Annotated in this window: 26 protein-coding genes; 1 reads left to right on the forward strand and 25 read right to left on the reverse strand. The window is 65.8% G+C overall.

Translation table 11 applies throughout. The features are described 5' to 3' along the window. Positions 1 to 5: 5 nt before the first annotated feature. From fdhF to FURADRAFT_RS16125, 3 genes are read right to left on the reverse strand one after another with little or no spacing between them, the layout of a single operon-like run. On the reverse strand, positions 6 to 2,663 hold the full coding sequence (fdhF, locus tag FURADRAFT_RS16120; protein WP_008955227.1) for a formate dehydrogenase subunit alpha: 2,658 nt from the start codon (positions 2,661 to 2,663) through the stop codon (positions 6 to 8). Then, the gene (locus tag FURADRAFT_RS20835; RefSeq protein WP_201441963.1) at positions 2,651 to 3,046 is read right to left on the reverse strand and encodes an NADH-ubiquinone oxidoreductase-F iron-sulfur binding region domain-containing protein; all 396 of its coding nucleotides are present in this window, start codon (positions 3,044 to 3,046) and stop codon (positions 2,651 to 2,653) included. Before FURADRAFT_RS20835 ends, fdhF begins: the two co-directional genes overlap by 13 nt. After that, complete coding sequence (locus FURADRAFT_RS16125) at positions 2,938 to 4,086, reverse strand: NADH-quinone oxidoreductase subunit D (RefSeq protein ID WP_201441964.1); 1,149 nt, start codon at positions 4,084 to 4,086, stop codon at positions 2,938 to 2,940. The genes FURADRAFT_RS20835 and FURADRAFT_RS16125 overlap by 109 nt, the downstream gene beginning before the upstream one ends. Positions 4,087 to 4,345: 259 nt before the next feature. Here FURADRAFT_RS16125 and FURADRAFT_RS16130 point away from each other — a divergent pair, with 259 nt between their 5' ends. Next, positions 4,346 to 5,569, forward strand: coding sequence for a diphosphate--fructose-6-phosphate 1-phosphotransferase (locus FURADRAFT_RS16130; RefSeq protein ID WP_201441965.1), 1,224 nt, complete (start codon positions 4,346 to 4,348; stop codon positions 5,567 to 5,569). Positions 5,570 to 5,850: 281 nt separating this feature from the next. Here the strand turns inward: FURADRAFT_RS16130 and rfbC are convergent, their stop codons facing one another. The 22 genes from rfbC to fliJ all read right to left on the reverse strand — a co-directional run bounded on the left by rfbC (position 5,851) and on the right by fliJ (position 23,321). After that, positions 5,851 to 6,393 carry a dTDP-4-dehydrorhamnose 3,5-epimerase gene (gene rfbC / locus FURADRAFT_RS16135; RefSeq protein ID WP_008955231.1) on the reverse strand — a complete coding sequence of 181 codons (543 nt, stop codon included), beginning with the start codon at positions 6,391 to 6,393 and terminating at the stop codon, positions 5,851 to 5,853. Between the two features lie 215 nt (positions 6,394 to 6,608). Beyond that, positions 6,609 to 7,493: a glucose-1-phosphate thymidylyltransferase RfbA gene (gene rfbA, locus FURADRAFT_RS16140; RefSeq protein ID WP_008955232.1), complete on the reverse strand. Its 885-nt coding sequence runs from the start codon at positions 7,491 to 7,493 to the stop codon at positions 6,609 to 6,611. Positions 7,494 to 7,498: 5 nt separating this feature from the next. Then, positions 7,499 to 8,392, reverse strand: coding sequence for a dTDP-4-dehydrorhamnose reductase (gene rfbD / locus FURADRAFT_RS16145; RefSeq protein ID WP_008955233.1), 894 nt, complete (start codon positions 8,390 to 8,392; stop codon positions 7,499 to 7,501). Continuing rightward, positions 8,392 to 9,453, reverse strand: coding sequence for a dTDP-glucose 4,6-dehydratase (gene rfbB / locus FURADRAFT_RS16150; RefSeq protein ID WP_008955234.1), 1,062 nt, complete (start codon positions 9,451 to 9,453; stop codon positions 8,392 to 8,394). The genes rfbD and rfbB overlap by 1 nt, the downstream gene beginning before the upstream one ends. Before the next feature lie 170 nt (positions 9,454 to 9,623). After that, complete coding sequence (locus FURADRAFT_RS16155; RefSeq protein ID WP_008955235.1) at positions 9,624 to 9,884, reverse strand: acyl-CoA-binding protein; 261 nt, start codon at positions 9,882 to 9,884, stop codon at positions 9,624 to 9,626. A 101-nt stretch (positions 9,885 to 9,985) separates the two neighbouring features. Further along, positions 9,986 to 10,669, reverse strand: coding sequence for an energy transducer TonB (locus tag FURADRAFT_RS16160; protein ID WP_008955236.1), 684 nt, complete (start codon positions 10,667 to 10,669; stop codon positions 9,986 to 9,988). 7 nt (positions 10,670 to 10,676) lie between these two features. Then, complete coding sequence (locus FURADRAFT_RS16165; protein WP_008955237.1) at positions 10,677 to 11,411, reverse strand: DsbC family protein; 735 nt, start codon at positions 11,409 to 11,411, stop codon at positions 10,677 to 10,679. A 16-nt stretch (positions 11,412 to 11,427) separates the two neighbouring features. Beyond that, a complete protein-coding gene (locus tag FURADRAFT_RS16170; protein WP_008955238.1) occupies positions 11,428 to 12,594 on the reverse strand; it encodes a UbiH/UbiF family hydroxylase in 1,167 nt (388 codons plus the stop codon). 173 nt (positions 12,595 to 12,767) lie between these two features. Beyond that, entirely contained in the window at positions 12,768 to 13,928 is a 1,161-nt protein-coding gene (locus FURADRAFT_RS16175; protein WP_008955239.1) for an FAD-dependent monooxygenase, read from the reverse strand. 42 nt (positions 13,929 to 13,970) lie between these two features. After that, positions 13,971 to 15,266, reverse strand: coding sequence for an aminopeptidase P N-terminal domain-containing protein (locus tag FURADRAFT_RS16180; RefSeq protein WP_008955240.1), 1,296 nt, complete (start codon positions 15,264 to 15,266; stop codon positions 13,971 to 13,973). 250 nt (positions 15,267 to 15,516) lie between these two features. Continuing rightward, positions 15,517 to 15,876 (reverse strand): VanZ family protein, encoded by a 360-nt coding sequence (locus tag FURADRAFT_RS16185; RefSeq protein WP_008955241.1) that lies wholly within the window; start codon positions 15,874 to 15,876, stop codon positions 15,517 to 15,519. 341 nt (positions 15,877 to 16,217) lie between these two features. Then, the gene (locus tag FURADRAFT_RS16190; protein WP_008955242.1) at positions 16,218 to 16,943 is read right to left on the reverse strand and encodes a YebC/PmpR family DNA-binding transcriptional regulator; all 726 of its coding nucleotides are present in this window, start codon (positions 16,941 to 16,943) and stop codon (positions 16,218 to 16,220) included. A gap of 77 nt (positions 16,944 to 17,020) precedes the next feature. Beyond that, entirely contained in the window at positions 17,021 to 17,797 is a 777-nt protein-coding gene (fliR, locus tag FURADRAFT_RS16195) for a flagellar biosynthetic protein FliR (protein ID WP_008955243.1), read from the reverse strand. After that, entirely contained in the window at positions 17,797 to 18,066 is a 270-nt protein-coding gene (gene fliQ, locus FURADRAFT_RS16200) for a flagellar biosynthesis protein FliQ (RefSeq protein WP_008955244.1), read from the reverse strand. The genes fliR and fliQ overlap by 1 nt, the downstream gene beginning before the upstream one ends. Beyond that, positions 18,063 to 18,548, reverse strand: a complete 486-nt coding sequence (locus FURADRAFT_RS16205) for a GNAT family N-acetyltransferase (RefSeq protein ID WP_008955245.1) — start codon at positions 18,546 to 18,548, stop codon at positions 18,063 to 18,065. The genes fliQ and FURADRAFT_RS16205 overlap by 4 nt, the downstream gene beginning before the upstream one ends. Continuing rightward, entirely contained in the window at positions 18,545 to 19,291 is a 747-nt protein-coding gene (gene fliP, locus FURADRAFT_RS16210) for a flagellar type III secretion system pore protein FliP (RefSeq protein ID WP_008955246.1), read from the reverse strand. The genes FURADRAFT_RS16205 and fliP overlap by 4 nt, the downstream gene beginning before the upstream one ends. Then, positions 19,288 to 19,710: a flagellar biosynthetic protein FliO gene (fliO, locus tag FURADRAFT_RS16215; RefSeq protein ID WP_008955247.1), complete on the reverse strand. Its 423-nt coding sequence runs from the start codon at positions 19,708 to 19,710 to the stop codon at positions 19,288 to 19,290. Before fliO ends, fliP begins: the two co-directional genes overlap by 4 nt. Before the next feature lies 1 nt (position 19,711). Next, positions 19,712 to 20,143, reverse strand: coding sequence for a flagellar motor switch protein FliN (gene fliN, locus FURADRAFT_RS16220; protein ID WP_008955248.1), 432 nt, complete (start codon positions 20,141 to 20,143; stop codon positions 19,712 to 19,714). Continuing rightward, positions 20,140 to 21,147, reverse strand: coding sequence for a flagellar motor switch protein FliM (gene fliM, locus FURADRAFT_RS16225; protein WP_008955249.1), 1,008 nt, complete (start codon positions 21,145 to 21,147; stop codon positions 20,140 to 20,142). The genes fliN and fliM overlap by 4 nt, the downstream gene beginning before the upstream one ends. Positions 21,148 to 21,151: 4 nt before the next feature. Next, positions 21,152 to 21,664, reverse strand: a complete 513-nt coding sequence (locus tag FURADRAFT_RS16230; RefSeq protein ID WP_008955250.1) for a flagellar basal body-associated FliL family protein — start codon at positions 21,662 to 21,664, stop codon at positions 21,152 to 21,154. 172 nt (positions 21,665 to 21,836) lie between these two features. Next, on the reverse strand, positions 21,837 to 22,754 hold the full coding sequence (locus FURADRAFT_RS16235; protein ID WP_236261613.1) for a flagellar hook-length control protein FliK: 918 nt from the start codon (positions 22,752 to 22,754) through the stop codon (positions 21,837 to 21,839). A 120-nt stretch (positions 22,755 to 22,874) separates the two neighbouring features. Next, complete coding sequence (fliJ, locus tag FURADRAFT_RS16240) at positions 22,875 to 23,321, reverse strand: flagellar export protein FliJ (protein ID WP_008955252.1); 447 nt, start codon at positions 23,319 to 23,321, stop codon at positions 22,875 to 22,877. Between the last annotated feature and the right edge of the window lie 9 nt (positions 23,322 to 23,330).

A 23,330-nucleotide genomic window follows, 5' to 3' on the forward strand; every position in this document is an offset into this window, starting at 1 on the left:
TTCACTCAGGCCGATACTGCCGTTACCCGCACCGCGGTCACCTTGTACTCCGGCGCCTGCACCTGCAGATCACGAATCGACGAGGTCAGCCGGTTCACCAGCGGCTCGCTGCGGTGGAAGGTGGCGAACACCTGCCCAGGCTGCACCTGGCGGCTGATGCGCAGCGGCAGCACCACCTCGCCGTAGCGGCTGGTCACGCGCACCGGCGTGGCGTCGGCAAGCCCCAGGCGCGAGGCGTCGGCCGGCGCCATGTCCAGCGTATCGGCCGGGCGCAGCACCGTATCGGGGGTGCGGTTGCTCATCGTGCCAGCGTTGAACTGGTAGAGCGTGCGCCCGGTGAGCAGCAGCAGCGGGTAGTCGGCGTCGGTCTGTTCCGGTGTCGGCAGGTAGGCAATGGCGGCCAGCATGGCGCGCTGGCCGACCGGGAAGCTCGACTGATACAGCACCGGGGTGCCCGGATGCTGCTCGTCCGGGCAGGGCCAGTGCAGGCTTTCGTGTTCCAGGCGGGCGTAACTGAGCCCGGCCCCCTCCGGCCACAACGCACGCACCTCGTCCCAGATCGCCTGCGGACCGGCAAAATCGAACCCCTCGGCCCGCCCCAGCCGCGCAGCCAGCTGCTGGATGATCCACCAGTCCGGCCGGGCCTCACCCGGAGCCGGCACCACCTGGCGGATGCGCTGCACGCGCCGGTCCGAATTCATGAAGGTGCCGTCGCGCTCGAAGAACGACGCGGCCGGCAGGAACACGCTGCCGAAGGCCTTGGCGGTTTCGTTGAGGAACAGGTCCTGCACGATCACCAGCTCCAGCTCGGACAGCGCCCGGGAGGTCTCGCCGACGTTGGCCAGCGACAGGTAGATGTCGTAGCCGAAGGCCCACATCGCCTTCAGCTCGCCGGCGGCGGCGGCGTCCACCATCTGCAGCAGGTTGCGGCCATGGCGTTCCGGCAGCGCCCCCCCCCATACCGAGGCGCAGCGCGCCCCGGCCTCCTTGAAAGAGTGCCCGCCGGGCAGCGTCGCCGGATCGCAACCCATATGCGCCGCCCCCTGCACATTGTTCTGCCCGCGCAGGGGGTTGATGCCGGCGCCGGGGCGCCCCAGGTTGCCGGTGAGCAGCGCCAGGTTGATCAGCGTCATCACGCCCTCGGTGCCCTGCAGGTGCTCGGTCACGCCCAGACCATGCAGGCACATCGACGGGCGGCCGGCAGCGTAGAGCCGGGCGGCGGCACGGATGTCGGCGGCGCTCACGCCGCACTCCATCGCCACCCGCTCCGGGGCATAGTCGACGATGAAATCGGCAAACTCGTCGAACCCGTCGACCCGCTCGCCGATGAAGGCCTGGTCGAGCAGGTCTTCCTCGATCAGGGTCGCCGCCATGGCATTGAACAGCGGCACGTTGCACCCCGGCCGCGGTGCCAGGTGCACGTCGGCCAGCCCGGCCAGCTCGGTGCGGCGCGGGTCGATCACCACCAGCCTGGCACCGTTCAGCACCGCCTGCTTGATGCGCGCCCCCACCACCGGGTGGTTCTCGGTCGGGTTGGCACCGCAGATCAGGAAGGCCCCGGCCAGTTCGATGTCGTCGAAGCCATTGCTCGCCGCGCCGGTGCCGAGCATGGTCTTCAAGGCCTTGGCGCTGGGGGTGTGGCAGACGCGTGCGCAACAGTCGACGTTGTTGGTGCCGAGCACTACCCGGGCAAATTTCTGCGCCAGGTAGTTCTCTTCGTTGGTGGCGCGCGCCGAACCCAGCACGCCAATGGCGTCCGCACCATGCGCGGCGACGATGGCGCGCAGCTTGGCGGCGGTAAAGTCGAGCGCCTCGCCCCAGCTCACCCGGCGCCAGCCCTCGCCGTCTCGGATCATCGGCCAGGTGATGCGTTCGGGCGAGTGATTGAACTCGAAGGCGTAGCGGCCCTTGACGCACAGGTGGCCGCGGTTGACCGGGCTCGCCGCCGGGCGCACCGCCACCACCCGCCCGCCGCGACGCCCCACCTCCATCTGGCAGCCCACCGCGCAGTAGACACAGGTGGTGCGCGTCCAGCCCTCCACCTCCACCGTCACGCGCTTGTCGTAAAGCGCCCCGCTCGGGCAGCTGTCGACACAGGCGCCGCAGCTGACGCAGCCCCCTTCCAGCAGGGTGGCACCGTGCGCCGGGGCGATGCGTAGCGCCGCACCGCGGTGCCACGCCTCCCACACGAACTGCCCTTGCAGCTGCTCGCAGATGCGCACGCAGCGCTGGCAGTCGATACAGCGCGTCATGTCGATGCCGATATAGGGATGCGAGTCGTCGAGAAACAGGCCATCGCGCAGCTGCCCGCCCGGCTCCACGTCATAGGCCGCAAACAGCCGATGCAGAGGGTGCTGCGGTTCGGCCTCCATGGCCGCCGCCGGATAACTTTCGGCCAACAGCTGCAAGTGGGTGCGGCGCAAGGCGCGCAGGACTGGCGTGTCGGTGCGGATCACCATGCCGTCCTCGGCCTGGCAAGCGCAGCTCGCCACCGGCCGCGGCTCGCCGTCGACCTCCACCAGGCACAGCCGGCAGCCGCCGTGCGGCGTGAGCCGCGGGTCGTGGCACAGATGCGGCACCTCGGCACCGGCCTGCAACAACACGTCGAGCAGCCGGCCCGGCTCGGCGCTCCGGGCGATGCCGTCGATGGTCAGCTGAAGCATGCCTTCCACTCCTCGGGAAAATGGGTCTGGACGGCCCGGGCGAACTCGGCCAGGCCGCGCCCGTGGCCGCACAGGCTGGCGGCGCCGAGCGCGTCGAGCAAGTCGGCACAACGCCCAGGCTCGATGCGTCCTCCCGCCATCGCCGCCTCGAACATCGCCGCCAGCTGCGGCGTGCCGCGCTGGCACGGGGTGCATTTGCCACACGATTCGCCGGCGCCGAAGCGAAACACCTCGGCCAGAATGGCGGCGAGCGGGGTATCGTCGGCAAAGGCGATCACCCCGCCATGCCCCACGGCACAACCGATGGCCTGCATTTCCTCGTAGCCCAGCGGGGTATCGAGCAGGCGCGGCGGCACGATGCCGGCCAGCGGGCCTCCCACCATGACCCCCTTGAGACGACCGCGGCGCATCCGCCGCCCAGTTTGTCGACCACTTCGGACAAGGGCAGCCCGAACTCGACCTCATACAGCCCCGGCCGGCTGAACAGCGAATTGAGCGACAACAGCTTGGTGCCGCGGCTCAACGAGAAACCGAGCGCGGCGTAAGCAACGGCACCGTGCTCGACGACCCACGGCAACGCGCACAAGGTCTCGACGTTGTGCAGCAGCGTCGGCGCGCCAAACAAACCACATTCGCTGATCTGCGGCGGGCGCAGGCGCACCTCGGGGCGGCGCCCCTCCAGCGCGTTGAGCAGCGCGGTCTCCTCGCCGCACAGGTAGCTGCCCGCCCCGATCACCAGCTCAACATCGAAGCGCTCCCCCAGCCAGCCGGCCCGGCGCGCCTGCTCGATGGCTTCGGCCAACCTCGCCCCCGCCAGCGGATACTCCTTGCGCAGATAGATATAGCCCTGCCCGGCACCCACGCCATGGGCGGCGATGATCATCGCCTCGAGCACACGGAAAGGATCATCTTCCAGCAGGAAGCGGTCGGAGAAAGCGCCGGGGTCGCCCTCGTCGGCGTTGACCACCAAATACTTGCGATCGGCCGGCTGTGCCGCCACCGCCTGCCATTTCCTCCCCGCAGGGAAGCCGGCGCCGCCGCGGCCGCGCAGCCCGGACATCTCCACGGCACGTCGCAGTTCCTCCGGCGCCATGGCCATGGCACGCTGTCGCGCCGTCCCGCCACCGCGTGTGACGTAGTCGGCCAGGCGGTGCACCCCGCCCGTCAGCACGTTGCCAAGCAACACCGCCTGGCGGCTGTGCACCTCGACGTGCGGACGCGGATCGTGGTCGGCCGCGCTGGGGCCGGCGTAACACTTGCCGAGACAATACAAGGGGGACCTCTCGCGCTGCGCCGCCGACCAGCGCACCGGCGCATCGGCGCGTGCGGCAAAGCAGGCCAGCCCACGGCAGCAACGCCCGGCCAGCGGCTCGCCAAGATGGTAGAAGGTATGGGCGGCAAGGTGTCGGGGCAGTACACGCACGTAAAATCCCCCCTGAGCATAGGGTTTAACTCTTTCACTGTAGTCAAGCCACGCGATCACAACCGGTATCAGATCAAGCACAGCGCAAATAAGCGTCTGCGCCGGGCAGCCGGAACATCCGGAGACGACGGAGGAAGAGCGGCACGGTTTGTTATAGTGGTATTAAAGAGGTGGCATCCGCCGCCTCGGAAGTGCGCCCGGTGCAGGACCGCCGGTATCGCGGCCGTTGCACCTGGCCCACGTCGATCGGGAGCCTGCCTTGACCTCGTCGCGCGTGCTGTATCTGCAATCAGGAGGGCCGACGGCGGTGGTCAACGCCTCGGCGCAGGGCGTGATCGAAGCGGCACGCCACGCCGGCGTGTCGCTGTGTGCCGCCCGGCACGGCCTGAGCGGGCTGCACCGGGGCGAACTGCTCGACCTGGACGCGGTGCCGCAACGGCAATGGCAGCAGCTCTCCACCCTGCCCGGCACCTGCTTCGGCGCCAGCCGCGAGATGCTGCCACCGTACAACGCGGCCCCGGAGACCTGGCACCAGCTGCGCGACGTCCTTTGCGGCGCCGGCATCGGTACGGTATTGCTCAACGGCGGCAACGGCTCGATGACCATCGCGCTGCGCCTCACCGAATTCGGCCAGCGCCTGGGTTACCCGCTCCGCGTCATCGGCATCCCCAAGACCATCGACAACGACCTTGTCGCCACCCATTTCAGCCCCGGCTACCCGTCGGCGGCCAAGTACCTGGCCGCCTCGGTACGCGAGTTGGCACTGGATGTATCGAGCCTCGGGCCGGGACGGGTGATGCTGCTGGAAACCATGGGCCGCAACGCCGGCTGGCTCGCCGCCGGCTGCGCCGCCGCGGCACGCCACCCGGGCGACGCCCCCCACCTGCTGTTGCTGCCCGAAGTGCCGTATCGGCCGGAACGCCTGCTCGATGCCCTCGACACCTGTCTGCGGCGGCACGGCCATGCCGTGCTGGTCGTCGCCGAAGGCGTGCGCGACGACAACGGCCTGTTGCTGGCCGAACAGCCTTACACCCCCGGCTCCCCGTTCCAGCAACTGGGTGGCGCCGCGCAGCGCGTGGCGTCTTACCTGGCACAGCAGCGCGGCCTGCACGTCCATGTCGCGGTGGCGGATTGCCTGCAGCGCGCGGCACGCCATCTCGTTTCGGCGCTCGATCTCAGGCTGGCGCAAGCGGCCGGACGCACGGCGTTGGAATGGGCATTGCAGGGACAAAGCGGGGTGATGGTGGGACTGCGTCCGGCACGGGGAAAAGAGGACTGGGAAATGGCCGCGGTGGCGCTCGCCGACGTGGCCGACGCCGAACGCCTGCTGCCGGCCTCGTACATCGGAGCGGACGGTTTCTCGGTGAGCCCTGACTTTCTCGACTACCTCCGCCCCCTCTTGCAGGGGGAGGACTGGCCGCCCTTTGCCGACGGCCTGCCGAGCTACCCGTCGTTGCAGTGGCCGCTGCTGCGCTGGCAATGAGCGGCGCGGAGCGGCATTCCCGTTTCCCCGAAGGGAAACGACAGACATGATAAGCGCCCCTCCAGTCCCGGCACCGATCTAGCTGCTCACACCGCTAAAATCAATCCGGCCACCTTGGGGCGCACTTTCACTATAGTCCCAGCCTCGCAGAATGCAAGGCGAAGTCCTGCTCGGAACCCTCATGCCCGCCAGCCTGGCAACACCGGTCCAAGGCGGTCCCGTACGCCCATCCCTGACGAACCATGGGTCGATGCCCGTACACCACGTGCGGGGCGACGGCGTCAGAACCGCGGCGCTTCGGCGAAGCTCAGCCCCTGCCGATCCTTGTCCGACAAGACGGGCGGCTGCGTCAGCGGCCAGTCGATCCCCAGCGCCGGATCGTCCCAGCGGATGCAATACTCGTCCCCAGCATGCCAGTAATCGCTGACCTTGTAGCAGAACTCGGCCCCATCCTGCAGCGCCAGGAAGCCGTGCGCGAACCCTTCCGGAATCCACAACTGGCGCCGGTTCTCGGCCGACAGCGTCACGCCGTACCACTGCCCGAAGCTGGGAGAAGCACGTCGCAAGTCCACCGCCACGTCCCATACCGCGCCTTGCGTCACCTGCACCAGTTTGCCTTGCGGATGGGCGTGCTGGTAATGCAGGCCACGCAGCACGTTCGGCCGGGAGCACGAACGGTTGTCCTGCACGAAGCACACCTCGCGCCCGATCAGCGCGGCAAAGCGGCGCGCGTTGAAGGTCTCGCAGAACTCGCCGCGCTCGTCGGCAAATACCACCGGCTCCAGCAGCAGCAGACCGTTGAGCGCGGTCTCGATGATTTTCATTTTTTTTGCCCCAAAGCTTGTGAAAGAAATCGTTGCGAGCGGCCCTCAGCGGGGTAAAGAGCAGCACAGAAACCGGAATGTACACGGATTACATGAGGTTTTCCGATCGCTGAGCGAATCTCTGCGCGCACATCTTTGATGTACCCAGCGAAAGATTCGCACGCAGAGCACATGACCCCCGATCAGGGACGCGCAGCCGATTTATTCACAAGCTCTCAGAAGATGCGTTCGTTGAGCAAGGACAGCAGGTACTGGCCGTAGCCGTTCTTCTTCATCGGCTGGGCCAGACGGGTCAGCTGCTCATCGTCGATGAAGCCGCTGCGCCAGGCCACCTCCTCCGGGCTGCCGATCTTCAGTCCCTGGCGCCGCTCCAGCGTCGAGATGAACTGGCCCGCCTCCAGCAGCGATTCGTGGGTACCGGTATCGAGCCAGGCATAGCCCCGTCCCATTACCTGCACGTCCAGTTGTCCGGCATCGAGATAGCGGCGGTTGATGTCGGTGATTTCCAGTTCGCCACGGGCCGAAGGACGCAGCTCGCGCGCGAAGTCGACCACCTGGTCGTCGTAGAAATAGAGCCCTGTCACCGCGTAGCGCGACTTCGGTTGCGCCGGTTTCTCTTCCAGACTGACGGCATGGCCCGCTTGGTCGAACTCCACCACGCCGTAGCGCTCCGGGTCGTGCACCGGGTAGGCGAACACCGTGGCGCCACGCTCGCCCTCCGCCGCCTGTTTCATCTTGCCGGCCAGGTCGTGGCCGAAGAACAGGTTGTCCCCCAGCACCAGTGCCGACGGCTGCCCCGCCAGAAACGACTCACCGATCAGAAAGGCCTGTGCGATGCCGTCCGGCGTGGGCTGCACCGCATAGCTGAGACTCATGCCCCACTGGCTGCCATCGCCCAAGAGCTGCTGGAAGCGCGGCGTATCCTGCGGCGTCGAGATGATCAGCACGTCGCGGATGCCCGCCAGCATCAGGGTACTGAGCGGGTAGTAAATCATCGGTTTGTCGAACACCGGCAGCAGCTGCTTGGAGACGCCGAGGGTGACCGGATAGAGCCGCGTGCCGGAGCCGCCGGCGAGAATGATGCCTTTGCGTTGAACCATGAGAATTATCCCTTTTGGATGGCGAGCTGCTGCAACACCAGCTGCAGATGATGACGCCAGTCGGGCAGTACGATGCCCAGAGCGACGCGCAGCTTGTGCGTGTCGAGCCGAGAATTGGCGGGGCGCTCGGCCGCCGCCGGGTAGTCCGCGGCAGGAATGGCCTGAATCGCCTCCGGCTTCAGCACCAACCCTCCCCCGACATCCTGAGCCAGTCCGACGATCTCGCGGGCGAAGCCGTGCCACGAGGTCTCGCCCGCGGCCGTCAGATGATAGAGGCCGTAGGGCAACACTCGCCCCTCGCGAAGCCGCGACACCAGTTGCGCGCTGACATCGGCGATCAGCATCGCCGAGGTCGGTGCCCCGACCTGGTCGTGCACCACGTTCAGCGTGTCACGCTGGGCGGCCAGGCGCAGGATGGTCTTGACGAAGTTGCCGCCGACGCTCCCGTAGACCCAACTGGTACGCAGCACATAGTGACGCGAACAATCGTTCATCACCGCCAGCTCGCCATCGCGCTTGGTACGGCCATACACACTCAAGGGCCTGGTGACATCGCCCTCTCGGTAGGGTGCCGCCCCTGCACCGTCGAACACGTAATCGGTGGAAAAATGCAGCAAGGTGGCGCCCAGACGTTCGGCCAGGCGCGCGAGTTCGGCCGGCGCCTCGGCGTTCACCCGCTCCGCCAGCGCCGGCTCGGTCTCGGCGCGGTCGACCGCGGTGTAGGCGGCGGCGTTGACGATCAGGTCGGGAGCGAACTCGAGCACCGGCGGCGCCAACTGGTCCGGCCTCGACAAATCCAGAACCTCGCGCCCCGGCGCCCATAACTTACCGTAGAGCGCCAGGCTGCGACGCAGCTCGAAACCCAGCTGGCCGCTGCCGCCGATCAACAGGATACGCATCAGGCAGCTCCGTAGTGCATGTCGATCCAGTCGCGATACGCACCACTTTTCACCGCCCCCACCCACTCCGGGTTAGCCAGATACCAGGCGACCGTGCGCTCGATCCCGCTGGCGAAGGTCTCGCGTGGCTCCCAGCCCAGTTCGCGGCGCATCTTGCCCGCATCGATGGCGTAGCGTCGGTCGTGTCCGGGGCGGTCGGCGACGAAGGCGATCTGCTGCCGGTAGGACACCCCATCGGCGCGCGGCCGGCAGGCGTCGAGCGTGGCGCACAGCGTCTCGACCACCTCGAGGTTGGTCTTCTCGCACGAGCCGCCGATGGCGTACACCTCGCCCGCCCGGCCGCGCTCCAGCACCGCCATCAGCGCACGGCAATGGTCCTCGACGTAGAGCCAGTCGCGGATCTGGCGACCGTCGCCGTACACCGGCAAGGGCTGGCCGTCGAGGGCGCGGTCGATCATCAGCGGGATCAGTTTTTCCGGGAACTGATACGGTCCGTAATTGTTCGAGCAGTTGCTGGTCAGCACCGGCAGGCCGTAGGTATGGTGCCAGGCGCGCACCAGGTGATCGGAGGCCGCCTTGGAGGCGGCGTAGGGACTATTCGGGGCGTACGGCGTGGTTTCGCAGAACGGCGCATCATGCTCCCCCAGCGAGCCGAACACCTCGTCGGTGGAAACGTGCAGAAAGCGGAACGCCGCCTGGTCCCCGTCCGGTAACCCCGACCAGTAGGCGGTGGTCGCCTGCAACAGGCGGAAGGTGCCGTCGATATTCGTTTCGACGAACACCGCCGGGCCATGGATCGAGCGGTCGACATGGCTTTCGGCGGCAAAGTTGAGGATGGCGCGGGGGCGGTGTTCGGCCAGCAGCCGCTCCAGCAGCGCCGCATCGCCGATATCCCCGCGTACCAGCTCAACCCGGCCCTCCTCGAGGTAAGGCTGAAGGTTGGCGGCGTTACCGGAATAGGTCAGCTTGTCGAGCACCAACACCGGTTCATCATTCTGCTCCAACCACAGCCTGACAAAATTGGCTCCGATAAAGCCTGCCCCACCCGTCACCAGAATCATCGCTTCCTGCCCCTCTTATGCTGCCCGCCGCCCGGGCGACGCACCGTATCATTCCAGCCGGGTATTCTAGCGGTTCTGGCACGATGACACGAAAAAACCGGTGGGGCTGCCACCGGTCTTGTTCATCGCCCCGCATCAGACCAGGCCGTGCCATCGCAATGACGTGGCGGTTACTCGTTCATCAGCTTGTTGACCACGTCCACGTAACCCTGCATTGCCTGTTCGGCACTCATGCCCTTGATCTTGTCCCAGGCGTCGTACTTGGCACGGTTGATGAAATCCATCATGCCCGGTCGCTCGCCCTGGACATCGCCTTCGGTCGCCTGCTTGAACAGCGAGTAGAGCTGCAGCAGGGTCTGGTTGTCCGGCCGCTCGGCCAGGGTTTTCACATCGGCCTGGGCCTGGACGAACAACGTTTGCAGATCTGACATGTTCATTCCTCTGGGTGATTGGGAGCCTGCCTCCCGTTGCGCATGGATGCCGGTTGCCCAGCTTAATCGAGTCATACTCTAGCACAAATAAAACAATCGTTTTAATTTTGCATGCGCACCTCGATACGCTTGTAGCTCTTTACCGCCCCCCCATGCCGGCGTGCCGGGGCGAAGCGGGCCGAGAGGAAGACACGGCGGGCCTCGGGCTCGAGGACTCCGGAGGGATCTGGCTGTTCGGGCTCCACGGCGTCGACGCCGCCTCGTTCATTGATGTAGACCCTCAGCATCAGGCGCAACTCGCCCTTGGGGGCCTCCGGCGGCAAGGCAAGCTCGATCGGTTGCAGCGGCACCGCCAACACATCGAGCGCCGCTGCGGGGAAATAACCCTCCCCGTCGACCCCGGACAGCTCAGCGGCCGGAGCCGCCGCAACAGGGGCCGATACGTCCGTCGGCATGGTCAGCGGAGCGCTGTCCGCCGAGGAGAATGGTTCATCGCGGATCGGGAGCAAAGCAGGATGGGGCGCCTCGCTCGCGAGCAGCAAGGGGGGGACGGCAGCACGCGCGGGGTGATCCTGGCCGACCGCCCGGGAGGGTTGCAGCATCACGCTGAGCACGCCCGGCACCGACGCGGCCCTGGGCGGAGACCCCGGCAGCAGCATGGCGGTGGCGTGCAAGCCCAACGACAAGCTCAGCGCCAGCGCCAGCCGCTCGCCGATGGACAGGTGCCGATACCAGCAAACCAGCCTCCTGTCCACGTCGAAACCGCGCCCCGCTGCCGAGCACATGGAGGGGTTACTGGGCGCTCAGGTATTTCTCGAATTCGGCCGAGGGAATCGCCCCGGATACCATGCGGCCGTTGCCGAACACCATGGTGGGCGTACCATTGATGCCAAGCTTCGCCCCCAGCGCCTGGTTCTGCTCCAGCACACTGACATCGCAGTTGTCCGGACCGCTCAACTCGGTCCCCTGACGCATGTGTGCAGTCCAGCTGCCGACGCGGTCCTTGCTGCACCAGATCTGGCGCGACTTGCGCATGGCGTCGGGGTGCAGCTGGGTCAGCGGGTAGAGGAAGGTGTAAATGGTGACATTGTTCACGTCCTTCAGCGTTTCGCGCTCCAGCTTCTTGCAGAACGGACAATCCGGGTCGGAGAAAATCGCCACCTTGCGCGCGCCGCTGCCGCGCACTTCTTTCATCGCCGCCGCCAGCGGCAAGTCCTTCCACGCCACCTTGGAGAGTTCGGCCACGCGCTTCTCGGTCAGGCTCTCGCGCTTTTCCGCATCGATCAAATCGCCGACGAAGAGGTGCTTGACGCCGGCGTCGACGTAGACGATCTGACGGCCCGGCAACACCACCTCGTAGATACCGCTCACCGGCGTCGGACTGACGCTTTCCACCTTGCGATCCGGGAAGCGGGTAACGAAAGCCTTCTTCACCTCGGCCACATCCGGATCGGAGGCCTTGGCAACGCAGGCGGCCGACGACAGCAGCAGCGCTGCCAGCGCCAGTTTTTTCAGGGTTGCATTCATGCGTTATTTTCCTTGTTCAGAAACCAATGGCATGGCGGGCGAATTGCCGCTTCAGCGGAGTCAGTCGGTTGGTCAGGCTCAGCCCGGCGTTGCGCAGCCACGGCAAACCCGGCAGCTGGTGCTGATGGAACAGCGCAAACAGCGCATCGCAGGTGGTCTGCATTGTCACCACCGCTTCCTTGCGCTGCCGTGCGAAGCGCCGCAGCAACAGCCAGTCGCCGGGATCGCGATGATCCTGCAGCAACGCCGCCAGCGTCGCCGCATCCTGGAACCCCAGGTTGACCCCCTGCCCAGCCAATGGGTGCACCGTATGTGCCGCGTCCCCGACCAGCGCCACCCGCTCTTTCACAGTACTTTGCGGACGAATCAAGCGCAATGGAAAGGCGGCGGCCGGGGTGATCACGCTCAAACCGCCCAGGGCGTAGTCTCCGGTGGAGGCCACGGTTTCGGCCAAGGTTTCGGCGTCGAGTTCCAACAGCGACTCCGGCTCCGGCGTCGACCACACCATGGACATACGCTGGCCGGCCATCGGCAACCACGCCAGGATACCGTCGCCGAGGAACCACTGCCGCGCCACGTTGCCGTGCGGCCGTTCGCAGTCGAAATTGGCCACCACGCCGGACTGGCCGTAGGGCTTGACGCTGGCCTCCAGACCGAGCTGGCCGCGCACCCAGGAGTTGGCCCCGTCGGCGCCCACCAGCAGCGCCGCAGTCAACTCGCGGCCGTCGTCGAGCGTCAGGCAAGCCTGACGCGCCGTGGTGGAGAGCGCGCTCGGGCGCACCCCGGTCAGCAGGGTGATGTCGCAGCACTCCAACCGCCGCCACAGCGCCGCCAGCATCCAGCGGTTCTCGGCGATCCAGGCCAGCGCCTCGGCGTCGGCGTCGGCGTCGCTGGCGGCAAACTCGATACGGCCGCCGCGGTCGCCGCGCACGTCCATGCTGGCGATGGTGCCGATGCGCTCCATGCCGGGCCACGCCCCCAGGCTTTCCAGAAAGCGGCGGTTGGCCGGGCTGACGGCGTAGACACGCGCGTCCCAGCCCTGATACAGGTCATCGAAGTGGGCGGCCTGCCCTTCCAGCAAGGCCACGCGCCGGCCGGCCTCGGCCAGCGCCAGCGCCAGGCTGGCTCCGACCAGACCGCCGCCGACCACGATGACGTCGAAATCGTTTTGTCTCGTATTCATTACTTAGCGAGTCCTTTAGACCTCACGGTGCGGGTGGAAGAAATCGTCCCGCGGGGATTCCCTGCGATCATCGCCGCGCCACGAGGCCCGTTCGAGAAGCGCCGCCATGCACGTGGTACGGCGAGCATCACAGGACGGGGATGGGGACGCACAGCCGATTTATTCACAAGCACTCACACACCGAATACCAGGTGACCGGCAAAGGCGCGACGCAGCGGTGGCAGCACGTCGAGTGCCATCATGCCGGCGCCGCGCACGGTTTTGACCAGCGGCGAATGACCGTCGAACAGGCGGATCAGGCCATGGGTGAAACCCACCACGGCATGACTGTCGATCTTGCGTGCCCCGGCGAAGACGGCGAGGGCTCGGGCATCGCCCGGATCGGCCACCCCCTCCAAGGCGTCGGCTAGACCGGCCGCGTCGCGCAGGCCCAGATTGAGTCCCTGCGCCGCGACCGGATGCATGGTCTGAGCGGCGTTGCCGATCAGCGCCACGCGCCCGCTGACCAGTCGGTTGGCCTGCTTGAGCGCGAGCGGGAACACCGCGCGCGGTCCCGCCGTGAGAATCCGCCCCTGGCGTTCGCCGAAGGCCTGCTGCAACTCGGCGATGAGCACGCTGTCGTCGCTATCACGCAATCGAACGGCGTCGTCGGCGCTGCGCGTCCACACCAGCATGAAACCGTCGCCGTGCGGCAGCAGCGCCAGTGGACCGTGCGCGGCAAAACGCTCGTAGGCCACGCCCTGCGGCGGCCGTTCGGTGGTGATCGGCGCCAGCACCGCGCATTGGCGGTAATCGTGGCTCAGGCGCTTGACGCCGGGCAGGGTGGCGGCGAGTTCGCCCCCTTCGGCAAGCACCACCAGCCGCGCGGTGAGCATGCCCGGCCCCTCGGGGCTGGTCACGGTCAGCCGTGCGTAATGCGGCAGCGACTTCACCGACTCCACCCGGCTCTGCCACAACACCATGACCCCGGCGCTTTCCAGCGCGGCGTTGAGCGATGCGGTCAGCACCGGGTAGTCGACCACCACGCCCAGGTGCGGCAGCGCCAGGTCGGCACGGTCGAGCACGGTGCGGCCGCAGCTGCCCTGCTGCGATACGTGCACGGTGTCGATCGCCGTTGCGGCCAGCTCGTCCGGCCAGCCGCCGGCGTCACGCAGCATCTGGCGACTGGCCCAGGACAGCGCCAGCGCGCGCGCGTCGCGGATCGGCGCCTCCTTGGCGCGCGCCTCCACCAGCAGCACGCGGCGCCCGGCGCGGGCAAAACGTAGGGCAGCCAAGGCGCCGACCGGGCCGCCTCCGACTACCACGATATCGGCGTGTTCAGGGTTTACTGTCATCGTTTCGTTGCTTCACCAGAGTCATTCTGCCGATGCCGCAGCTCATTGCGCGCGCATCAGGTCCTCGATTTCCTGCACGCCCTTGGGCACCGCCGCGGTGTACACCTCGCGGCCGGTTTCGGTCACCAGCACGTCATCCTCGATGCGGATGCCGATATTGTGGAACGCCGCCGGCACGTTGTCGGCCGGACGGATGTAGAGTCCCGGCTCGATGGTGGTGCACATGCCCGGTTGGTAGCTCCGCCACTCGCCGCCCTGCTTGCGCTGGCCGACATCGTGCACGTCGAGCCCGATCATGTGGCCGATGCTGTGCATGTAGAACTGGCGGAAGGCGCCGGATTCGATCACGCCGTCCACCGTGCCTTGCAGCAGCTTCAGGTCGAGCATGCCGCGCACCAGCACCTGCAACGCGGCGTCGCCGGGGGCCGTCCACACCGCGCCGGGCTTGACCGCGTCGATGCCCGCCAGCTCGGCGGCCAGCACCACTTCGTACAGATCGCGCTGCGGGCCGCTGAAGCGGCCGTTGACCGGGAAGGTTCGGGTGATGTCCGCGGCATAGCCATTCAGCTCGCAGCCGGCGTCGATCAGCAGCATCTCGCCATCGTTGAGCCGGCAGTCGTTGCCGACGTAATGCAGCGTGCAGGCATTGGCTCCGCCGGCGACAATGCTCTCGTAGGCCGGGAAACGCGCGCCGTGGCTGACGAAGGTGTGCAGCAGTTCGGCCTCGACCTGGTATTCGTAGCGTCCGGGGCGGGTGGACTGCATGGCGCGCACGTGCGCCTCAGCCGAAATCTGTCCGGCGCGGCGCAGCGTGGCGATCTCGCCAGGGTCCTTGACCATGCGCATTTCGTCGAGCGGCACCAGCAGGTCGCCGAAACGCGGGGGAGCCTGTTCCCCGGTGCGGAAGCGGGCGCGCACGGCATTGAGCCAGCCCGCTACCTGCTGGTCGAATGCCGGGCTTCGGCCAACGTTCCACCATAATTGCGGCTGCCCCGAGAGCAGATCCGGCAGTCGCTGATCAAGCTCGGAAACGGGATAGGCCTCGTCGAAGCCGAATTGCTCCTTCGCCCCTTCCGGGCCGTGGCGGAAACCGTCCCAGATTTCCCGCTCCAGGTTCTTTTCACGGCAGAACAGGATGGACTTGCCGGCGCGGGCATCGAGCACCAGCACCGCCCCCGGCTCGGCGAAACCGGTGAGATAGAGGAAATGGCTGTCGGGCCGGTATGGGTAATGGGTGTCCGCGTTGCGGATGGCTTCGGGCGCGGTGGGCAGGATCGCCATCCCCTCCCCGATCTGGCTCATCAGGCGCTGGCGGCGGGCGACATGGGTCTGGGTCATGGTGTCATCTTTCTCCCCGGGATGGCCGTGGGACGTCGGATAGCTGCCGGCAAGAGCCTGTCTCAGTAAACGAGCGAGCCAAGGCAGGTTGAGCGCCACCGGAGCACAGGAACCGGAATGTACACAGAGTACATGAGGATTCCTGATCGCTGAGCGAATTAAAATTCGCACGCAGTCCGCTGGCGCTCAAGATGCGAAGGCACAGCCGCCTAATGAGATGGGCTCCAAGACCGGCAAAATGACGCTCAGTTTACACCGCCTTGCCGGCTGGCGCGACGAAGCGGCCCAGTCCCGCCAGCGCCAGCGAGGCCCCCAAGACATCGGCCAGGGCGTCCAGCCACTCCGCCGCGCGATCGGCGGTCAGCCAGGCCTGCAGCCCCTCGGACACTCCCGCCCAGAGCGCACAGGCAAGCCAGGCCGCGCACACGGCATGCGGCAAGCCGGCACGGCGCCAGCCCCAGCCCAGCAAGCCGGCCTGCACCGCGAACAGCGCAAAGTGGCCGATCTTGTCGAAATGGGGAAGCGCAGACGGCTCCCCCGCCGGCTTCAGCAGCAGCCACAGCGACAGCCCCCACCACAGCAAGGCCGGCAGCAACGTTCGGTAAGACATGGATGCGCTCCCAAACAAGCAAAAGGCCCACCATCATGGCAGGCCTTGCAGGACATTGGACCCGGCTAAGCGCTTGAGGAAGAAATCGTAGCGAGCGCGCCGAGGCCGGTTCGAGAAGCACAGCCGTACATAAGGGTGCGGCGAGCATCACCGGCCCGGGATCCGGGTGCGCAGCAGATGTATTCCCCAGCGCTTAGAGTGGCTAACAAAACCCAGCGAAGCGGTCCCTGCCAGGCGCGCTGCCGCAGACAGTACAAATAGTACGGCAAGTGCTTGCTGGACGAATCAAAGATTCGCACGCGAGCGCAACAACACAGGGAGGGTTTTCTTAGCCGCTCTATTTAGTCGTCCATCACGGCAGAGGTGTACACCTCCTGCACGTCGTCCAGGTCTTCCAGCGCGTCGAGCAGCTTCTGCATGCGCTCGGCGTCTTCGCCGGTCAGCTCGGTTTCGTTCAGCGCGCGCATGGTCACTTCGCCCATTTCCGCCTTGAAGCCGGCCGCTTCCAGCGCGCCCTTGATCTCGGTGAATTCGTAGGGCGCGGTAATCACCTCGATCGAACCATCGTCGTTGGTGACAACGTCTTCGGCACCGGCTTCCAGCGCCGCTTCCATCAGCGCATCCTCGTCGACACCCGGCGCGAACACCAGGTAGCCGCAGTGCTTGAACTGGAACGCCACGCAGCCGTCGGTACCCATGTTGCCGCCGTACTTGCTGAAGGCGTGGCGCACGTCGGCCACAGTACGGGTCTTGTTGTCGGTCATGCAATCGACCATCACGGCCGCACCGCCGATACCGTAACCCTCGTAGCGGATTTCCACGTAGTCGACGCCTTCCAGCGTGCCGGCGCCACGGTCGATGGCGCGCTGCACGTTGTCTTTCGGCATGTTGGCGCCCCAGGCCTTGTCGACCGCCAGACGCAGACGCGGGTTGGTGTCGATATCGCCGCCGCCAAGACGGGCGGCAACGGTAATTTCCTTGATCAGTCGGGTAAAGATCTTGCCGCGCTTGGCGTCCGCGCGTTCTTTCTTATGCTTGATGTTCGCCCATTTGCTGTGGCCAGCCATAGTCGCCTCAGTCAGTAATAAAGGCCGCAACGCGGCCGGGTTGAGTCCGATGAAATCGGCGACATGTTACCAGAAAGCTACCCCGACTTCAGCATGCCCTGCATGAAGGCGAAGGCCTCGCGATAGATGGATTCGATCGCCGGCACCATCAGCGGCACCGACAGGTAGAGCGCGGCAAAACCGACCAGCAGGGTAAGCGGGAAGCCGAAAGTGAAGATGTTGAACTGCGGCGAGGCGCGGGTCATCACGCCGATGGCAAGGTTGGTCACCAGCAAGGCCGCCACCACCGGCAACGCCAGCCACAGCCCCCAGTTGAAGATATGCCCCCCCCACTCCGCCAACGCCTTGAGCCGGTCGGGCGGCAGCGTCATGCCGATAGGCAGGGTGCGAAAGCTTTCGAGCAGGATCTCGATCACCACCTGATGCCCGCCCATCAACAGAAACAGCAGGAAGGTGAACAGCGTCAGGATACGCGCGATGGTCGGCACCTGCGCCGCGTTGATCGGGTCGTAGAACGAGGCGAAGCCCAGGCCCATCTGCGTCCCCATGACGAAGCCGGCCATCTCGACCGCGGTGATGACCACGCGCATCACCAGACCCAGGGCGAGCCCGATGAGCAGCTGCTGCACCAGCACCGCCACGCCCTCGGCCGAAACCACCGGGATGGCCGGCTGAGGCGGCAGCAGCGGCACCAGCAGCAAGGTCAGCAGCAGTGCAAAACCGGCCTTGAACCGGGCCGGGGCGGAACGCGACGAGAACAGCGGGTCGGCCAGCAGCACGCCCATGATGCGGGCGAAGGGCCAGACGAACAGGCTGACCAGCGCGTTGATCTGAAGGTCGCTGATCGGAAACATCAGCCGATCGCGTTGGGGATGCTCTGGAACAGCCGCACGGTGTAGTCGACCAGCGTATTGATCATCCACGGCCCCGCCAGCACCAGGGTGACGAACAGCGCCAGCAGCTTGGGAATGAAGGTCAGGGTCATTTCGTTGATCTGGGTCGCCGCCTGCAGCACGCTGACCAGCAGACCGACCAACAGCGACACCAGCAACACCGGTGCCGCGACGATGATCAGGACGTACAGGGCGTTCTGGACGAGATTGATGACGAGTTCGGGACTCATGGCAAGGCTTTCTTCATGATCCAGTTGTCGAGTGCAACGCCGTCGCGCCAGGCGATATGATCCGATTCGACGGCGAAACCGGCGCGCTCGAACACCGGGCGCGCGCCATGGCTGGCATAGACGGACAGCTCGGCCAGGCCGGCCTGGCGCCCCGTCGCCTCCAAGGCGGCGATGAGGCGGCTCGCCACGCCCTGCCCCGCCGCCCACGGGGCCACAAACAGCATGTCGAACTCGCCGTCGTCGGTCAGCCAGGCAAAGCCGGCAAGCGCCCCATCGTCGGCGACCGCCTTGAGCCCGGTACTCCCTCCAAGGCGCCGCGCCCAGGCGGCTCGCCAGCTCGCCGGCATCGGACCGGGAGGCGCCCAGGCCACGCATTGCACCTCGGTGTAATGACGCCGTCCAAGCGCATGTACGGCGTCGACGAATAGCGCGTGGCAGGCGACTAGGTCGGCTTCGGCCAACGTGACGAGCGTAATGTTCATCCGGTGTAGAAACTCCGTACCAGCGACCCCATCAGCAAGGTCCAGCCGTCCACCAGCACAAACAGCATCAGCTTGAACGGCAGGGAGATGATCACCGGCGATACCATCATCATCCCCATTGCCATCAGGATGCTGGCCACCACCAGGTCGATGATCAGGAACGGGATGAAGACCATGAAGCCGATCTGGAACGCCGTCTTCAGCTCGCTGATGACGAAGGCCGGAATCAGGGTCTTCATCGACACCTCGGCCGGGGTGGGCGGCGCCGGCGACTGCGATACCTCGATGAAAAATGCCAGATCCTTCTCGCGCGTCTGCTTCAGCATGAACTCACGCATCGGCTTGCTGCCCTCCTCCAGCATCTGGGCAAAGCCGATCTTGTCCTCGGAGAACGGCACCCAGGCCTTGCTGTACACCTGGTCGAAGGTCGGCCCCATCACGAACAGCGTCAAAAACAGCGCCAGCCCGACCAGCACCTGGTTGGGCGGCGCCTGCATCGTGCCCATGGCCTGGCGCAGCAACGACAGCACGATGATGATGCGGGTGAACGAGGTCATCATCAGCAGCAGGGCCGGAATGAACGACAGCGCCGTCATGAACAGCAGCATCTGCAGGCTGAGCGAATAGCTCTGCCCGCCGCCGGCGGCCGGCGTGCTGTTCATCAGCGGCAGACCGGCAGCGTCGGCCAGCAGCGGGAACAGGCCTGCCAGCAGCAGGCCGGAGAAAACCAGAAAACGTTTCATGAAGCAGAGGGACCGGAAGGGGGACGGGAAGCGTTCAGCGCCTTCTTCAACCAGCGCGCGAACGGCTCGCCCGGGGTGGCGGCGGCATCGTCGGCGTCGTCCGGGCGCGGCAGGCGCGTCAGCAGGTTGACCGCCTGGGTCGTCACTCCCAGCACCAGCCATTCACCTTCCAGTTCGACGATCACCACCCGCTCGCGCTGCCCCACCATCAGACCGCTGACCACGCGCAGCCGGTGCGAGCCCGGCAGCATGCCGCCGCTCAAGCGGCGGAACAGCCAGGCCACGCCAACGATGGCAAGCAGCACGATGGCCAAGCCGATGACGACCTGCAACAGGCTCATCAACGGGCCGGGCGGCGACGTCGATGACGTGGCGGCGGCGGCCGGCAGCGCCAGCAACAACAATAACAAGCCGCGCATCTTATTTCTGCAATCGCCGGATGCGCTCGGCCGGGGTAATGATATCGGTGAGACGGATGCCGAACTTGTCGTTCACCACGACCACTTCACCCTGGGCGATCAGGCAGCCGTTCACCAGCACGTCCATCGGCTCGCCGGCCAGTCCGTCCAGCTCGACCACCGAACCCTGCGCCAGTTGCAGCAGGTTGCGGATGGCGATGCGGGTGCGGCCCAGCTCCACGGTGAGCTGCACCGGGATGTCCAGGATCATGTCCAGGTTCTGCGGCACGCTGGCGCTGGCTGCCGCCGCACCGAACTCCTGGAACAGCGCATGGGCCGGCTGTACCGTTGCTTCGGCCTGGGCCTCGACCGACTCCTGCTCGGCCATGGCGGCCGCCCAGTCGTCCATCGACACCTCGTCTTCGCCCATATTCGATTGTTGCTCGTCACTCATTGTTGCTCTCCTCCAGCCTTGGGCTCGGCCAACTCGTGCGCCCCGGCCAGAATGGTTTCTACCTTCAGGGCATAGTGCCCCTGCACCGTGCCGTAAGTGCATTCGACCACCGGAATCCCCGACACGTCGGCGATGATCATTTCCGGAATCTCCAGCGTCACGACGTCGCCCTGCTTCAGATTCAGCACCTGGCCCAGCGTCACGCTGGTACCGGCCAGCGTGGCGACCAAGTCGACCTCGGCCGCCTGCACCTGGCGCGACATCAGGCTGACCCAGCGATTGTCGACCTCGGTACGGTCGGCCTGCATGGTGCTCGACAACACGTCGCGAATCGGCTCGACCATGGAGTACGGCAGGCAGACGTGGAACTCGCCGCCGCCCGCGCCCATCTCGATATGGAAGGTCATGGCCACCACCACCTCGGTCGGCGTCGCGATATTGGCAAACTGCGTGTTCATCTCCGAGCGCAGATAGACGAACTCGATCGGGTAGACCGGCTCCCAGGCCTTCTGGTACTCGGTGAACACCACCTCCAGCAGACGGCGGATGATGCGCTGCTCGGTGGGGGTGAAGTCGCGCCCCTCGACACGGACGTGATAGCGCCCGTCGCTGCCGAACAGGTTGTCGACCACCAGGAACACCAGGTCGGGGTCGAAGATCAACAGACCGGTGCCACGCAGCGGTTTGACGTGAACCAGGTTGAGGTTGGTCGGCACGACCAGATTGCGGATGAACTCGCTGTACTTCTGCACCCGCACCGGCCCGACGGAGATTTCCGCGTTGCGCCGGATGAAGTTGAACAAGCCGATACGCAGGTTGCGGGCAAAACGCTCGTTGATGATCTCGAGCGTCGGCATGCGCCCGCGCACGATGCGTTCCTGACGACCGATGTCGTAGGTGCGAACACCCTGCGAGTCCTGGCCGCTGTCGTCCTCGGCCTCTTCTCCCGTGACACCCCGCAGAAGGGCATCGACCTCGTCCTGGGAGAGGATATCGTCGGCCATGGCGTTACTGCGACTGGATGATGAAAGCGGTAAACAGGATGTTTTCCACCGGCTGCTCCTCGCCCGCGTCCATCGATTCGTTGATGATCTTCTTGACCTGAGCCTTCAGCTTCACCTTGCCCTCCGGTGTGGAGAGCTCATCCGATGACTTGGACGACAGCAGCAGAATCAGTGCGCTGCGGATCTTGGGCATGTACTCGGTGAATTTTTTCTTGGCTTCTTCGCTGGCGAGTTCTGCCTGCATGTCCACCTGCAGCATGTTGCCGCCATTGCCGGCCAGGTTGACGACGAAGGTATCCAGTTTTTCGAAGATGGGCGGGCCGTCTTTCTTCTTCTTGGGTTTCTCGACCGCCTGTTCGGCATGGGCGTCGCCAGCCGGTGCATGCAGGCTGGTGAACATGTAGGCGGCCAGCCCCCCGACGGCGACAAGAACCAGCAGCAGCAAAGCGATGACAACGATCATCAGCTTGTTGCCGCCGCCTCCCGATTTTTTTTCGGCTTTCTTTTCTTCCGCCATAAACCTCAATCCGTATCTTGCAGTCTTCAAATAGTAAGCGATCTCTTTATGCTATTTTCCAGAAATCGCAGCAGACTGGATAGAGGCGAATGACAAATTCGACGTGTTATTCGTCATTTTATGGGGGGCACGGTTCCATCCCGTCCGCCCATGATGGGTTGCCCACCCGGATTCAGGCAAAAATGCTCAAGACATTCCTTGCCTTATTGATCAGCGACAAGGTGTCATTACCCTCTGCAGGGGCGTCTTCCTGCTGGCGCGCGGCCTTGGCCTGACGCTGGAACTGGCGCGGGTCGCCGGATTGGCCACTGGAAACCTGAGCGTCGGCCAGCTGCAAGCCGCTCGACGCCAGCATCGAGGCGAGCTTGGGCAGACTGTTTTCCACGGCTTCGCGCGCTTGCGGAGTGGTCGCACTGAACGTGACCTGAACTTGGTCATGGTTGAGTTTCAGCGTGACATCGATCGGGCCGAGTTCGGGTGGATTGATCTGGATCTGTGCCTTGTCGGCTTTCACGCTGACCAGCGAGAGCATCTGCTCGCTCATGGACTTGGCCCAGTTGCTGTCGCTGATCGGCAGCGGCAAGGCCAGCACCTTGGCCTGGCCGGCTTCAGCCGCCGCATGCGCCGCGCCAGTGGCCGAAGCGTGAACCGGCAAGAATTGTCCTTGCGCCGCGCCGTCCACCGGCAAATTTTGCGCCCCCGGCAGCGCATGCCGGTCGCCCTTCAGCGCGGTCAGCAACTCCTGCTGCGCCTCGTCCGCCGGCGACGCGTCGCCCTTCCCGAGTTGCAAACCCTGCTTCAGTTCCGGGGTAATGGTCGGCGGCACCGTAGGCAAGGCCATGACCGGTCCAGCGAGCACCGGCTCATCCGACAACGGGGCTTTCTTGGCCGATTTCTTGACGTTGCCTGCCCCCTCCCCGTCTGACTCGGTGCCGGAGGAGGCCGGCGACAGCGCGGCGAGCTGGCTCAGCTGCAGACCGAACAGACCGGCGAACGGGGAACCTTCCGCAACAACGCCGGCGGCCGAGGTGCCGCTCTGGACGGCCACGGCCTTGGCGCTCGCGGCCGGGGAAAGAATGGAAATAGTCATGGCCATGGGCTTCCAGCTAAATGATGGCCATAAAAAAGCAAGTTCCGGGCCAGGACATTGCAGGCACCTCACGTCACGGAGCCGCACCCGGCGCCGCACCTTGGTCAGCACACCGGCAGCCTAGTCCTCGTGCTGCTTGTCCCAGAAACGCCGGGTGGCGAACTCGTCGCTCAGCTTCTGCTGTCGCTTGGCTTCGAGCGCCTCTTGCCTCGCCCGTTCGCGCTCGATCAGCGTTTCGAACGCCTTCAACTGCTTGCGCTCGTTGTTCCAGGCCTGCCGCGCCAGCAAAAAGGTCTGCTTGCAGCGGTCGACCTCGGTCTGCTGGGTGGCCATGGCCTCGTCCAACCGCGCTATGAAGCGATGGAAATCCTGCCACTGCGCCACCGCCATACCCTGCCCTCCGCCCTGCAGCAGCCGTTGGCGATACTCGTTACGAAAGGCATCGAGTTGATCCAGTCGCGACAGCGCTTCCGCCAGACGGGCCTGGGCCTGCCGCATGCGCTCGGCGGCGGCTTCCTGCTTTTCTTCGGCCAACCTGACCAGTAACGCGTACTTGCTGGGCTTCATCGGCTGCGC

It is taken from the genome of Pseudogulbenkiania ferrooxidans 2002 (genome assembly GCF_000174355.1).
In the GTDB taxonomy this organism is placed as follows: domain Bacteria; phylum Pseudomonadota; class Gammaproteobacteria; order Burkholderiales; family Chromobacteriaceae; genus Pseudogulbenkiania; species Pseudogulbenkiania ferrooxidans.